General features: G+C 60.4%; 20 protein-coding genes. 13 read left to right on the top strand and 7 right to left on the bottom strand.

Features of this window, described 5'->3' with window-relative positions:
- Positions 1-39: 39 nt before the first annotated feature.
- Together CKROP_RS09075 and CKROP_RS09070 are read right to left on the bottom strand one after the other, a co-directional pair.
- Positions 40-504, bottom strand: a complete 465-nt coding sequence (locus CKROP_RS09075) for a hypothetical protein (protein ID WP_012732448.1) — start codon at positions 502-504, stop codon at positions 40-42.
- Between the two features lie 121 nt (positions 505-625).
- On the bottom strand, positions 626-1,057 hold the full coding sequence (locus CKROP_RS09070; RefSeq protein WP_041629601.1) for an Asp23/Gls24 family envelope stress response protein: 432 nt from the start codon (positions 1,055-1,057) through the stop codon (positions 626-628).
- A 361-nt stretch (positions 1,058-1,418) separates the two neighbouring features.
- Between CKROP_RS09070 and CKROP_RS11510 the strand changes: the two genes are divergently transcribed.
- The 13 genes from CKROP_RS11510 to CKROP_RS09010 all read left to right on the top strand — a co-directional run bounded on the left by CKROP_RS11510 (position 1,419) and on the right by CKROP_RS09010 (position 8,955).
- Positions 1,419-1,565 (top strand): hypothetical protein, encoded by a 147-nt coding sequence (locus CKROP_RS11510; RefSeq protein ID WP_169302970.1) that lies wholly within the window; start codon positions 1,419-1,421, stop codon positions 1,563-1,565.
- 1,200 nt (positions 1,566-2,765) lie between these two features.
- Positions 2,766-3,071, top strand: coding sequence for a 30S ribosomal protein S10 (gene rpsJ / locus CKROP_RS09065; RefSeq protein ID WP_041628918.1), 306 nt, complete (start codon positions 2,766-2,768; stop codon positions 3,069-3,071).
- Positions 3,072-3,097: 26 nt separating this feature from the next.
- Entirely contained in the window at positions 3,098-3,757 is a 660-nt protein-coding gene (rplC, locus tag CKROP_RS09060) for a 50S ribosomal protein L3 (protein ID WP_012732444.1), read from the top strand.
- The gene (gene rplD / locus CKROP_RS09055) at positions 3,754-4,413 is read left to right on the top strand and encodes a 50S ribosomal protein L4 (RefSeq protein WP_012732443.1); all 660 of its coding nucleotides are present in this window, start codon (positions 3,754-3,756) and stop codon (positions 4,411-4,413) included. The genes rplC and rplD overlap by 4 nt, the downstream gene beginning before the upstream one ends.
- Positions 4,410-4,715, top strand: a complete 306-nt coding sequence (gene rplW / locus CKROP_RS09050; RefSeq protein ID WP_012732442.1) for a 50S ribosomal protein L23 — start codon at positions 4,410-4,412, stop codon at positions 4,713-4,715. The genes rplD and rplW overlap by 4 nt, the downstream gene beginning before the upstream one ends.
- 22 nt (positions 4,716-4,737) lie before the next feature.
- Positions 4,738-5,580, top strand: coding sequence for a 50S ribosomal protein L2 (gene rplB, locus CKROP_RS09045; RefSeq protein ID WP_012732441.1), 843 nt, complete (start codon positions 4,738-4,740; stop codon positions 5,578-5,580).
- 16 nt (positions 5,581-5,596) lie between these two features.
- Positions 5,597-5,875 carry a 30S ribosomal protein S19 gene (gene rpsS, locus CKROP_RS09040; RefSeq protein ID WP_012732440.1) on the top strand — a complete coding sequence of 93 codons (279 nt, stop codon included), beginning with the start codon at positions 5,597-5,599 and terminating at the stop codon, positions 5,873-5,875.
- Between the two features lie 3 nt (positions 5,876-5,878).
- On the top strand, positions 5,879-6,241 hold the full coding sequence (gene rplV, locus CKROP_RS09035; protein WP_012732439.1) for a 50S ribosomal protein L22: 363 nt from the start codon (positions 5,879-5,881) through the stop codon (positions 6,239-6,241).
- The gene (rpsC, locus tag CKROP_RS09030) at positions 6,241-6,990 is read left to right on the top strand and encodes a 30S ribosomal protein S3 (RefSeq protein WP_012732438.1); all 750 of its coding nucleotides are present in this window, start codon (positions 6,241-6,243) and stop codon (positions 6,988-6,990) included. Before rplV ends, rpsC begins: the two co-directional genes overlap by 1 nt.
- 2 nt (positions 6,991-6,992) lie before the next feature.
- Positions 6,993-7,409, top strand: coding sequence for a 50S ribosomal protein L16 (gene rplP / locus CKROP_RS09025; protein WP_012732437.1), 417 nt, complete (start codon positions 6,993-6,995; stop codon positions 7,407-7,409).
- Positions 7,409-7,639, top strand: coding sequence for a 50S ribosomal protein L29 (rpmC, locus tag CKROP_RS09020; RefSeq protein ID WP_012732436.1), 231 nt, complete (start codon positions 7,409-7,411; stop codon positions 7,637-7,639). The genes rplP and rpmC overlap by 1 nt, the downstream gene beginning before the upstream one ends.
- A complete protein-coding gene (rpsQ, locus tag CKROP_RS09015; RefSeq protein WP_012732435.1) occupies positions 7,639-7,920 on the top strand; it encodes a 30S ribosomal protein S17 in 282 nt (93 codons plus the stop codon). The genes rpmC and rpsQ overlap by 1 nt, the downstream gene beginning before the upstream one ends.
- Before the next feature lie 231 nt (positions 7,921-8,151).
- Positions 8,152-8,955, top strand: a complete 804-nt coding sequence (locus CKROP_RS09010; RefSeq protein ID WP_012732434.1) for a sugar phosphate isomerase/epimerase family protein — start codon at positions 8,152-8,154, stop codon at positions 8,953-8,955.
- A 107-nt stretch (positions 8,956-9,062) separates the two neighbouring features.
- Here CKROP_RS09010 and CKROP_RS09005 read toward each other — a convergent pair whose 3' ends face one another.
- From CKROP_RS09005 to CKROP_RS08985, 5 genes are all read right to left on the bottom strand, one after another.
- Positions 9,063-9,347 carry a hypothetical protein gene (locus CKROP_RS09005; RefSeq protein ID WP_012732433.1) on the bottom strand — a complete coding sequence of 95 codons (285 nt, stop codon included), beginning with the start codon at positions 9,345-9,347 and terminating at the stop codon, positions 9,063-9,065.
- A gap of 21 nt (positions 9,348-9,368) precedes the next feature.
- On the bottom strand, positions 9,369-9,932 hold the full coding sequence (locus tag CKROP_RS09000; RefSeq protein ID WP_012732432.1) for an ABC transporter permease: 564 nt from the start codon (positions 9,930-9,932) through the stop codon (positions 9,369-9,371).
- Positions 9,925-10,371: a hypothetical protein gene (locus tag CKROP_RS11770; protein ID WP_052292417.1), complete on the bottom strand. Its 447-nt coding sequence runs from the start codon at positions 10,369-10,371 to the stop codon at positions 9,925-9,927. The genes CKROP_RS09000 and CKROP_RS11770 overlap by 8 nt, the downstream gene beginning before the upstream one ends.
- Positions 10,372-10,710: 339 nt before the next feature.
- The gene (locus tag CKROP_RS08990; protein WP_012732430.1) at positions 10,711-11,820 is read right to left on the bottom strand and encodes an ATP-binding cassette domain-containing protein; all 1,110 of its coding nucleotides are present in this window, start codon (positions 11,818-11,820) and stop codon (positions 10,711-10,713) included.
- 170 nt (positions 11,821-11,990) lie between these two features.
- The gene (locus CKROP_RS08985; protein WP_012732429.1) at positions 11,991-12,740 is read right to left on the bottom strand and encodes a GNAT family N-acetyltransferase; all 750 of its coding nucleotides are present in this window, start codon (positions 12,738-12,740) and stop codon (positions 11,991-11,993) included.
- Positions 12,741-12,762 lie beyond the last annotated feature (22 nt).

The raw sequence follows: 12,762 nt of genomic DNA, 5'->3' as shown, positions 1-12,762 counted from the left end.
GGCCAGTGCAACCGAACAGCCGGGGTTACCGGCGCGCCGTTACCGGGGTCGCGTACTAGTGGAGGCGTACCTCACCGCGCCCGGCATACCTTTCGGCAAGTGAGTCCGTACCGCGCGTGTTGTCCGTCGAGTCACTCGACGAATGCGCTTGACCACGCGTCGAGCGGTGGGTGCGGAGACCGCCACAGCCGCTGCGGCTGCAGCTCCAGCATCAAGATGGCCGTCGGCATCGGTGTGTCGACGGGCGATATCTTGTGCTCGATCCCAGTTCTCCCCCATCGACGTCGTTGGACGAGGAGTGGGAGCGTACCGATCCGCCCATTCGCGGTCGAGTTCGTCGAGTTTGCGGATGAACACTTGTGCATCTCCGCCGCGATCGGGGTGATAGCGACGGATCAGTGTGCGACGTTGCGATATGTAGGCGGGATCCTGCGTGTAATCCTTGCCCTCGCGTGAGCCAGCGGACGTGCGGTGGCCTTGTTGTGAGGAGCGGGAAGTGCTCACAGGATCCTTTCCATTGCTATGTCTGCACTGCTATGTCTGCACTATTTTACCTGCGCGTGTACGGCTGCTGCCGGATAAGGCTACTTATGCCGGAGCATCCATAAAAGGTCAGTAGCGATTCCTACTGGACGCGGGGCTGTTCTTGCTCGTCGTCGTCCTCGTCGTCGTCATCGATGTCCAGGTGAACGTCGTGAACGGTGACGTTGACTTCGGTGACCTCGAGGCCGGTCATGGCTTCGACGGAAACGATGATGTTCTTGCGGATGGCCTCTGCGAGCTCGTGGATGGCAACACCGTACTCAGCGACGATGGAGATGTCGACGGCTGCCTGGCGGTCGCCTACCTCTACCGAAATACCCTGCTGGACGTTGACGCGGCCACCCGGGATGCGCTCACGCAGTGCGCCGACCATGCGAGCGGTGCCACCACCGAGGTCGTGAACGCCGGAAACTTCGCGGGCTGCCATGCCGGCGATCTTGGAGACAACAGTGTCTGCAACGACGGTCTGACCGTGTTCGGTCTGGAGGGCGGAGGAGTTGTCGCTCTGAGCCACGGATGAGGACTGTGACTTAGCGAGATCCTTGGAGCCCTTGCTGCCGTTGTTCTGTTTGTTGGACGAGTCGCTCACGAAAATCTCCTTAAAGGATGGTTAGCTTCTAACAAGATGGGATGATCGGCCGAAAAGTACCGACAAAGTACTAAGCCTTAGTTTGCCTATTGAGATCATCTCAACGTTGTTAGTATAAGTATGTTTTTGGGCCGTGTCCAGCCAAAACGTAGATTTTCTAGCGAAGTTCGGCCCCGCGGAACGACAAAATAGCTTCGAACCTGCAGTTGTAATCGGAACGTTATTTAATTTCTTTCCCAACTTTTGCAGTACCCATGCTGATCCCGTGCTGATCCCCTTATTGATAATGCCCTCCCTGGGAGGAGCGGGACTATTGCCGACGTTGGTCTGGGTGGTTTTAGCCGACGAACATGGTCGGCGTTGGCCGGGTGGTTGCCGACGAATATGGCCGACGTTGAGCCGCGTTCTTATTGCCGACGCTTCACGTCCGTGAGGGGAGCGTGGTGGCGGTGGCATGGGTGATATGACAGAAGCCGATGTGGTCGGAATTTTGGCGCGAAGCACCGACGCACGGAAGAAAGAGCCGGTAGACGGAAAACTGCGGGCAATCAACACCTGGAGCCGAAAAGTGCGGGGGAATATGCGCCCCAAAATAAAAGTGCGGGGGAATATGGTCAATTTTCGGCCATTTTTCGCTCATATACCCCCACAGTTTGAACTGGCCCCTGAAAGCTGGACTGGTTTAATTCTAATTGCTTATGGCTGCAAGAGACCCCGATTCACCCCCACAGTTTTCCGGCACGCGGACACACTTTTGTCGTAAAACCCGTTTGTCGTATAACCCGCTGACGGCGGCCCTCGTGAAAAGCGTCGCCACGCCCGGTTTTTCTGACGTCGATTGTCAGTTAACCGCACAGAGCTCTACCTGTGATTATGTTTTCCCCGCCTGGGAAAAGAGAGTTTGCGCATGGTCCGTAAACGTGTTTTAATACTCGGGTTGCTTTAACACGATGCACCCCGCAACACCGGAAAGTCCATCGTCTGCAGTGATAATCACGCAATAACCTGTTCATACTCACTATCGACGTGTGTCAGCCAGCGTGTGTCATGGCGCAGAGCGAAGGAAACTACCGATGACCGGTAAGGCATCGCTGGTGAAGTGAGCATGATCCACGGTGGTCAAACTCCTCCGTAGTGCGCTCGGATTCGCTTGGGTCTCATGGCCCGCTACTACGACAACATGTGATGTCGCAGAGAATCTGAGGAAGCGTAACCGGCGGGATAAGACCGCGGTGCTGACTAGATGAGAAGGCGACACGCCCTCCACAGAACCGAGCCGGGAGCATGGCAAATACACAGCGGCAGTAGGAAAAAGACCGCAGCCCATTCGTCGACAATATTGATGAAAAGCGGGTAGCGGAGCCTCTTTCCCTGCATTGATCCGATCCTGATCCTCACGCGGTCACGGCATAGAGACATGTCGGTCAGCGTGAAAAGCGACGGAGCGAGCCACGTGTAGCCGTGCGTTCGCACCGCTCAGTGGGGGGATCGTCATCACATGCACATACTGGCACTGTGCCGGCTTCCAAGCGGGCGTCAGCGCTGACGGACAATGTAAGTAAAGACAAGCAGATCCGGAATGACGCAGTATATGCTGCACCAGGAAGGATTGATGCTAGGAATGAGGACAAGCGTGGCGGGACAAAAAATCCGCATTAGGCTCAAGGCCTACGACCACGAGGCAATTGATGCCTCGGCGCGCAAGATCGTGGAGACGGTCACTCGTACCGGCGCAACTGTAGTTGGCCCGATACCGCTGCCGACAGAAAAGAACGTTTACTGTGTTATTCGTTCTCCGCACAAATATAAGGACTCGCGTGAGCACTTCGAGATGCGCACGCACAAGCGCCTGATCGACATCATCGACCCCACCCCGAAGACCGTTGACGCACTTATGCGCATCGACCTTCCGGCAAGCGTCGACGTGAACATTCAGTGAGCCTGGACCGTAGCGGAGAAGAATCAATGAGTGAAAATCAGATCAAGGGCATTCTGGGCACCAAGCTCGGCATGACCCAGGTCTTCGACGAAGACAACCGCGTTGTGCCGGTCACCGTCGTCGAAGCAGGGCCGTGCGTCGTGACCCAGATTCGCACCGAAGAAAAGGATGGCTACAGTGCCATCCAGATCGCCTATGGCGATATTGACCCCCGTAAAGTAAACAAGCCACAAAGCGGCCACTTCGCAAAAGCCGGAGTGACACCACGTCGCTACGTCACCGAAATCCGCATGGATGACGTCCTGTCCGACTACGAAGTCGGACAGGACGTCACCGTCGAGCTTTTCGGCGATGTCAAGTTTGTCGACGTCACCGGCACCACCCGTGGCCACGGCTTCGCCGGCGCAATGAAGCGCCACGGCTTCGCCGGCCAGGGCGCTGCCCACGGTAACCAGGCTGCCCACCGCCGCGTCGGCGGCATCGGCGCCTGCGCCACCCCGGGCCGCGTCTTCAAGGGCACCCGCATGGCTGGCCGCATGGGTAATAACCGCGTCACCACACAGAACCTCAAGCTGTTCAAGGTGGATGCTGACTCGAACCTGCTGCTCATCAAGGGTGCAGTTCCCGGCATCCGTGGTGGCCTCGTTACCGTCAAGACCGCAGTGAAGGGCGGTGCACACGCATGAGCAATCTAACGCTAGATGTCCACACCGCTGACGGATCGACCAACGGCACCGTTGATCTGCCGTCGTCCGTGTTCGACGTCGAGGTCAGCACCCCGCTGCTGCACCAAGTTGTCACCGCACAGTTGGCAGCACGTCGGCAGGGCACCCACGCCACCAAGACCCGCGGCCAGGTCCGCGGTGGTGGCCGCAAGCCTTACCGTCAGAAGGGAACGGGTCGTGCCCGCCAAGGGTCCATCCGTGCGCCCCAGTTCACCGGCGGTGGCACTGTTCACGGTCCGCAGCCGCGTGACTACGATCAGCGCACGCCTAAGAAAATGAAGGCAGCCGCACTGCGCGGCGCTCTGTCCGACCGGGCTCGTCACGACCGCATTCACGTGGTCGAGGACCTCGTCCCAGGACAGACCCCCTCAACGAAAGCCGCTCGTACTTTCATCGGGCGCCTCACAGACCGCAAGTCGGTACTCGTTGTGCTCGGTCGCGAGGACGTCAACTCCATCAAGAGTGCACGTAACCTCCCGAACGTTCACATCCTGCCGAGCGACCAGCTGAACACCTACGACGTCCTCAACTCGGACGACCTCGTGTTCTCTGTCGAGGCCCTCAACGCCTTCATTGAGCGCGCTACCGGCGCCGAGACGAAGGAGGAGAGCAAGTGAGCGACTTAAATAACCCCCGCGACATCATCATCGCACCGGTTGTCTCCGAGAAGTCCTACGGCCTGATGGAGCAAGGCACTTACACCTTCCTCGTCCGCCCGGACTCCAACAAGACACAAATCAAGATCGCCGTGGAAAAGATCTTCGGCGTGAAGGTTTCCAGCGTCAACACCCTCAACCGTGAGGGCAAGACCAAGCGCACCCGCTTCGGCTACGGCCGTCGCAAGTCAACCAAGCGCGCAATGGTGACGCTGGCAGCCGGTAGTGATCCCATCGACATCTTCGGCGGTTCTGCCTCCTAAGGCGGACAGTTAGGACTAAGTCATGGCTATTCGTAAATACAAGCCGACTACGCCGGGTCGCCGCCAGAGCTCTGTCTCCGGGTTCGATGAGCTCACTCGCTCTACCCCTGAGAAGTCTCTGCTGCGCCCGCTGCACAAGACCGGTGGCCGCAACGTACACGGCCACATCACCACACGCCACAAGGGCGGTGGACACAAACGCCAGTACCGTCTGATCGACTTCCGTCGTAACGACAAAGACGGTGTGCCAGCCAAGGTCGCTCACATCGAGTACGACCCGAACCGCACGGCCAACATCGCGCTGCTGCACTACTTCGATGGCGAGAAGCGCTACATCATCGCGCCTCGCAACCTGAAGCAGGGCACCGTTGTTGAGTCCGGCGCCAACGCTGACATCAAGGTGGGTAACAACCTGCCGCTGCGCAACATCCCGACCGGTACAACCATCCACGCTGTGGAGCTCAAGCCGGGTGGCGGCGCCAAGCTCGCCCGCTCCGCTGGTTCCTCCATTCAGCTGCTGGGTAAGGAAGGCAAGTACGCCATCCTGCGTATGCCGTCCACCGAAATCCGTCGTGTCGACGCGCGCTGCCGTGCCACCGTCGGTGAGGTCGGAAACGCTGACCAGATCAACATCCGCTGGGGCAAAGCCGGCCGTATGCGCTGGAAGGGCGTCCGCCCGACCGTCCGCGGTGTCGTCATGAACCCCGTCGACCACCCGCACGGTGGTGGCGAGGGCAAGTCCTCCGGTGGACGCCACCCGGTTTCCCCGTGGGGCCAGCCAGAGGGACGTACCCGCAAGCCAAACCGCCCGAGCGATGGCCTGATCGTGCGCCGCCGCCGTAGCAACAAGAACAAGAAGCGCTAAAAGGAGGTAGTTGAGAATGCCACGTAGCCTCAAGAAAGGCCCCTTCGTCGACGAACACCTCCTTTCGAAGGTGGACGCACAGAACGACAAGGGCACCAAGCAAGTCATCAAGACCTGGTCTCGCCGTTCCACCATCCTTCCCGATTTCATCGGCCACACCTTCGCCGTCCACGACGGACGCAAGCACGTGCCGGTGTTCATCGACGACTCCATGGTGGGCCACAAGCTCGGCGAGTTCGCCCCAACCAAGACCTTCAAGGGTCACGTCAAGGACGATAAGAAGGGACGTCGATAAGCAATGGCTGATACCGTAACGTCAGCACGCGCCACCGCCCGCTACGTCCGCGTCACCCCGATGAAGGCTCGCCGCGTTATCGACACCGTACGCGGAAAGTCCGTCGAGGAAGCACTTGACATCCTCAAGTACGCTCCCCAGTCGGCCTCCGAACCGGTGTACAAAGTTGTGGCCTCCGCCGCAGCGAACGCGGAAAACAACTTCGGCCTGGACCGGAACAGCCTCGTCATAGCGCAGGCTTGGGCAGACGAAGGACCGACCATGCGGCGTTTCCGCCCACGCGCACAAGGACGCGCATTCCATGTCCGCAAGCGCACCAGCCACATCACCGTGGTCGTCGAAAGCCAGAAGGGAAGTGCTCAGTAGTGGGACAGAAAATTCACCCCTACGGCCTCCGGCTGGGAATCACCTCTGAGTGGCGCTCACGCTGGTACGCCGACAAGCAGTACGCCGATTACCTCGCTGAAGACATCAAGATCCGCGATTTCCTGTCCAAGGGACTCGAGCGCGCCGGCATCGCCGATGTTGTCATCGAGCGCACCCGTGACCGCGTCCGTGTAGACATCCATACAGCGCGCCCCGGTATCGTGATCGGCCGCCGTGGAGCCGAAGCAGACCGCATCCGCGGGAAGCTGGAAAAGCTCACCGGCAAGCAGGTTCAGCTGAACATTCTTGAAGTCAAGAATGTGGACGCCTCCGCACAGTTGGTTGCGCAGTCCATCGCTGAGCAGCTGTCCAACCGTGTCGCGTTCCGTCGCGCCATGCGTAAAGCCATCCAGGGCGCAATGCGCCAGCCGCAGGTCAAGGGCATCAAGGTTGTGTGCTCCGGCCGCCTGGGTGGTGCCGAAATGGGCCGCACCGAGCGCTACCACGAGGGACGCGTTCCGCTGCACACCCTGCGCGCCGAGATCGACTACGGAACCTTCGAAGCCCACACCACCTTCGGACGCATCGGCGTCAAGGTGTGGATCTACAAGGGTGACGTTGTCGGTGGACGCCGTGAAAGCTTGATCAACGCTCGCGACGATCGTGGCAGCCGCCGTGGCCGCAACGACCGCCCGCGTCGTGGTGGCGGACGTCGTCGCCGCGCCGCAGAGCAGAAGCAGGAGGGCTAAACATGCTTATCCCTAAGCGCGTTAAGTACCGCCGCCAGCACCGCCCCACTCGACGTGGTGTGTCGAAAGGTGGCAACCGCGTGACCTTCGGTGATTACGGTGTTCAGGCCCTCGAGCCCGCCTACATCACCAACCGCCAGATCGAGGCAGCCCGTATCGCTATCAACCGCCACGTCAAGCGTGGTGGCAAGGTATGGATCAACATTTTCCCGGACCGCCCCCTGACCCAGAAGCCACTCGGTGTGCGCATGGGTTCCGGTAAAGGCCCCGTCGAAAAGTGGATTGCCAACGTCAAGCCAGGCCGCATCTTGTTTGAAATGAGCTACCCCAGCGAAGAGGTTGCCCTTGAGGCGCTCCGTCGCGCAGGTGCGAAGCTCCCGTGCAAGGTACGTATCGTCAAGAAGGAGGACCAGTTCTAATGGCTACCGGAACACCGGCCCATGAGCTCCGTGAGCTTTCTGCTGAAGAACTCACCACGCGCCTCCACGAGGCGAAGGAAGAACTGTTCAACCTTCGCTTCCAGAACGCAACTGGCCAGCTGACCAACAACCGCCGCCTCGGAACGGTGAAGCGCGACATCGCGCGCATCCACACCGTCATCCGCGAACGCGAACTGGGCCTGTCCAGCGCTCCGGGAGATGAGGCGTAATGAGTGAGGCAACCGTGAACGACAAGAAGAAAAAGGGCATCCAGAAGGTCCGCATCGGCTACGTCGTCTCTGACAAAATGCAGAAGACCATCGTGGTTGAGCTCGAAGACCGTAACCAGCACGCCCTTTACGGCAAGACCATCCGCACCACCTCCAAGGTGAAGGTGCACGACGAAAACGAGACCGCTGGCGTGGGTGACCGCGTCCGCATCGAAGAGTGCCGCCCGCTGTCGGCGAACAAGCACTTCCGTCTCGTCGAAATCCTGGAGAAGGCCAAGTAGTCTTCCCACAAGGGCACATTGCCCTGGGTATCACCGTGTCTGCGTTATGCAGGCGCGGTTTTTCGTGTTTTGGGCACAGTTGGGGTTTCGACGGCGACCCCGCTGCGGCCCCGTGCGCGCCGCCCAATTCCACGGCGACCCCGCTGCGGTTTCCGGCCTAGCATGGACTCGTAGACAAGCTGTTCGTTCAACCACGCTGTCACATCAACAAGGAGAAGCAGTCAACAACTCATGCATTTCAGCATCGCAACCGTTAGCCTTCCCGGAACCCTCGACGCCAAACTTCGCGCCGCCGCCAAAGCCGGCTTCGACGGCGTCGAACTCTTCGTCCCGGATATTGAAGAAAGCCCGATGAACTCGAACGACATCACGTCGTTGATGAAGGAATTCGGCCTTTCGTGTGACCTTTATCAGCCGGTCAAGAACCTCCTGAGCGTCAAAGACAAGGAGTTCCAGCACGGGCTCCGACGGTGCGAAACTGCGCTCGCCCACGCTAAACAGCTCGGCGCGAACACGATCCTGGTCTGTTCCAACACGGACTCCGCGTCGGTTGATAGCGACGAGGTCCGCGTGGACCAGCTCCGCCAGATCGGGAAGCTCGCGGCAGGCCAGGGTATGCGCGTTGCCTTCGAGGCCCTGGCATGGGGCCGGTTCGTCTCCACGTTCGCCCACGCCTACGACATCGTTCGCCACGTGGATTTGCCCAATGTTGGCGTCTGCCTGGACAGTTTCCACATGCTGGCTCTGGGCGAGGATTCGTCGGTGATCGATTCTGTGGATCCCTCCAAGCTTTTCTTTGTTCAGCTTGCCGACGCCCCACGCCTGGACATGCCGGTCAAGGAACTGTCACGCCACCATCGCCTGTGGCCAGGGCATGGCGATCTGCTCGTGAAGGAATGTCTGGCTAAGGCTCTCAACGTGGGGTATAGCGGGCCGGTGTCGTTGGAGATCTTCAACGATTCGCTCGACCATGAAGATCCGGAAGCGGCGGCGGCCGACGCGTACCAAGCGGTTGCTAGCGTCGCGTCGAACTAGAGCGCCGAATTGGAGCGTTGCGTTGACCTAGGGCCGCGAACTATAACGCCGCTGCCCGGTCGCTCATGAGTCAAACCCGCCACCGCTAAGTGAGCAATTCCCCCTCGTTACGCGGTATTTCGGGAGTGCCTGGTTGTCGCGAATACGGCGAGTAGTCCTGCCATCACCATCACGCCGATGAACCATATTCCGGACATCGTCATCGCGGAGGTAGCGTCGGTAAGCGAGAGATTGTTGGCCAGTGCACCTCCGTTGAGCGCTATTTCGGCCTCGATGACGTGGGTCACCGGGTTGTTTCGCGCGAACCACTGAAGGCCTGAGATGAACGCGGTCGCGGGGACGAACCCCGCGGAGAGGAACAGCGCGACCATGAAGAGTGGGGTGACGATCATGGTGGCGTCGGGACTGGCTGCTCAGAATCCGAGGGCGAGGACAAGCGTCGCTGTGAATATTGCCCCGCCGATCACGGCGATGACGAGCCAGAGGGCCGCTGACCAGGTGTGGATCCGCATTCCGAACACGAAGGAGGCCACGAGTGCGGGGATGCTGGCGAGGATGGTGCGCAAGAAACTGAATAACCACTGGCCGGCGATGAGTGGCCGGATCCCGCTGGCGCTGGTGGAGACTCGTGCGACGATTCCGGATTGGCGTTCGCGCACGATCTCTGCGCTATTGGCGGGGATGTAGAGCCACTGTGACCCCAGGATGAGCATGAGGCACAGGGGCAGCAGGTCGATTTTCTCGAGCCCCTGGACTTTGGCGATGAGGTCGCCGAACAGCGCCCACTGTAACACGATCATAAGCATCGGGGTGAAGATCGTGCTCAGCAGGGATGCGCGGGTGCGGACGAAGCGTCGGAATAGGCGCGTGGTGTGGGCCCAGCTGGCGTGTGCTCGTCGCGGGGACGGCTTCGTGGCCCGCGGGGTAGGCCGTGCGGTAGACGTTGCCGGCGAGTAGGTGGCGGGTGTGTTAGACATGGGGCTTCCTCGATATTGCTGCGAGAAAACCGTAAATTCCCGCGACTAAGAAGACGATGATCCAGCAAAGAGCTTCGATACCGGTGGATCCGGGGGAGTCACCGTTGATGAGCAACCGCGACGTGTCGACCATGGTGGAGAGCGGTAGATGTTCGATGACCGGGCGGACCCCGCTCGGCAGGGCCACTGCCGGCACAAACGCGGTGGATAGCATCACGATGGGAATTGTTAGCCCCTGGAACATCAGCGAGGTGCTGACCGGTTGGTGTGCCAGAAGGCAGAGGCCGTCGGCAATCGCACTGATGGACACCGCTGCACCGATCGTTAGGAGGATAAGAAGCAGCAGGTCGACGGCACTTCCGTGGAATCGTGCGCCGATCAGGACGGTGAGCACGATGACGGGGACGGATGGAGATCGCGCCGCGGGTGAGGTCGGCAAGCAACCGGCCGGCGACAAGTGACCAGTTGGGCGCGGGCATGGTGCGGATTCGCGCGTGTATTCCGTCTTCCGCGTCTTGGGCGACGGCTAGCGACGAACCCCCGGCAGTGAAGATGAGCCCTTGGAGGATACCCGTGGGCAGGAGGAATGTGGCGTAGCTGATGCCGAAGCCGTCGGTGGCTCGCGAGAATGCGCCGTAGAAGATGGCGATGAAGATCGCGGGGATCACAAAAATTGAGGGGAGTACCGATTTATTTCGGATCACGCGTTTGAAGTCGCGTGACCATACCGACGTGATCGCCGCTGAGCTGCTCATCGACGGGGTCGTGTTTCCGCTGCTCATTGGTGGTCACCTCCCGGAGTGTGGGCGTCCGACCGGGCGTCCACCGACGCTTTGTCCTCCCGCGCATCCGTCCGCGCCACATCGCCCGAGTCCGCGACGGCCATGTACACGTCCTCGAGCGTCGGCGGGATCAACGCGGCGTCGGTGATGTCGTCCTCGGAACCGTCCCAGAGGGATAGCGCGCGCACGAGCGACCGGTGCCCGTCGGGTGCGTCGAGCCGGACGATGGTGTTCTCCTGAGCAGCGGTGAATCCGTGGTCGGTGGCAATGCCGGCAAAGTGTTCGGCCAGCGCGGGATCGCGGAATGTCACGGTCACAGCCGACGACCCGTAGCGCGACTTGAGCTCGGCAGAGGTGCCTTCGTCCAGGACGCGCCCGCCCCCAAGCACGACAATCCGGTCGGCCAGATGGTCGGCTTCGTCGAGATATTGGGTTGTCAGCAGGATGGAGGTTCCGTCGGCTTGCAGGTGGTGGACCATGTCCCAGACGTCGTTGCGGCTGGCGGGGTCGAGCCCGGTGGTGGGTTCGTCGAGGAAGAGCAGCGGTGGTTGCACGGTCAGTGACGACGCAATATCTAATCGACGACGCATACCGCCGGAGTAGTCGGCGACGCGGCTGTCGGCGGCTCGCTCGAGGCCGAACCGGGTGAGAAGCTCGGTGGCCCTGTCTTTGGCTTCGCGCGTGGAAAGCCCGGCGAGCGTTCCGAAGAACGTGAGGTTTTCGTGCCCGGTGAGCATATTGTCGACGGCGGCGTATTGGCCGGTCAGCGAGATGGAGGACCGCACCCCGGCGGGGTCTGAGGTGACGTCGTGGCCGTTGATCGTGGCGCTGCCGCCGCTGATGGGGATGAGGGTAGATAGCGCGTTGATAAGTGTGGTTTTACCTGTGCCATTGGCTCCCAGTACGGCGAGAACCTTCCCGCGCGGAATCGAGAGCGTGATGCCTTTGAGGATCTCTTTCTTGTTTTTCCCGCTGCCGAGGTGACAGTGGAGATCCTGCACGTCTAAAGCGAGGTCGTTGCCGCGGGGATGTGCGGAGGAGTCGCCCTGTGACTGGGTGCCCTCAGGTGCGGCTGTTCTGGGGTGGAGAGAACGCGATGGTGACATAGGTTGGCCTGTCTAGTGAAGTAACACCTGTTAAGCCAATGCTAGTTCACGCGACCCAATAATTAAACCCCTTAAGAAATTGAGCAAAAACGGGGGATAGTGCCCCGTCGGGTGGTGGTTGCGCCAGCCTCTGAGCTCGGCGCGGGCTCCCCAGCTCTTTACCGGCGCCCCTACTCCTTGTCCGTCAGCACCCGCTCTCGAGCCTCATCCGTTTTCGCATACCCCAGCAAATGAACACGCCGGTCAGCGCGCTGTTGCCGCTCGCCACCATCAACCCAGTCATTCATGAGCGCGATCCGCGGCAGCCGCTCGTTGCGATAATCGGGCTCCACGACAATAAGGTCACTCGGCGGGTTCGCGGCAATCAGCTCATCGCACAAATTCATCAGGAGCGGTGGGAACACCCCATGCCCGGTCTTCGCCGCGTCTCCTACCGCAACGTGAAACCCCAGGTCATGAGGTCGTGAATCGTACACACGCCCAATCTCATCCCGGTGCGGCCGGTAAATCTCCATATAGCCGCACTCCTCCCCGTCGAGAAGCATGATCAGCGGCACCGAATACGTGCCGGAAAGCTTGGCTTCCCAATCCCGTTTCCACCGGTCAGCGGGCCACGGTTGTTCCCACGTTTCGACGAGGTGTGGCCGATTCATCCACCGCGACACCGTCTCTGGATCCTCGGTCGTGGGATCCGCCGGCCGCAGGGTTAGCCGTCCAGTTAGTTCAGGGATACGGGGGGGTTCGTCGAGAATTGCCGACGACGGTACGTCGCGACGCAGCCGATGTAGACGCTCGTAAATCTCCTGCTCGGAGAGGTTGAACGGGCCGCGGCCGGCGGAATCTCCGCGTACGTCGTCGATAGTGTGAGTGGAGGTGTGGTTACTGGGGCTGTTGGGTTGGCTTTCGGGAGTGTTGGTCATCGTCGGGTAGTTCTCCAGTGTT

The organism is Corynebacterium kroppenstedtii DSM 44385 (assembly GCF_000023145.1).
GTDB lineage: Bacteria > Actinomycetota > Actinomycetes > Mycobacteriales > Mycobacteriaceae > Corynebacterium > Corynebacterium kroppenstedtii.
Note: the sequence above shows the minus strand (reverse complement) of the source record. Positions and strands in the feature narration are given on the sequence as shown.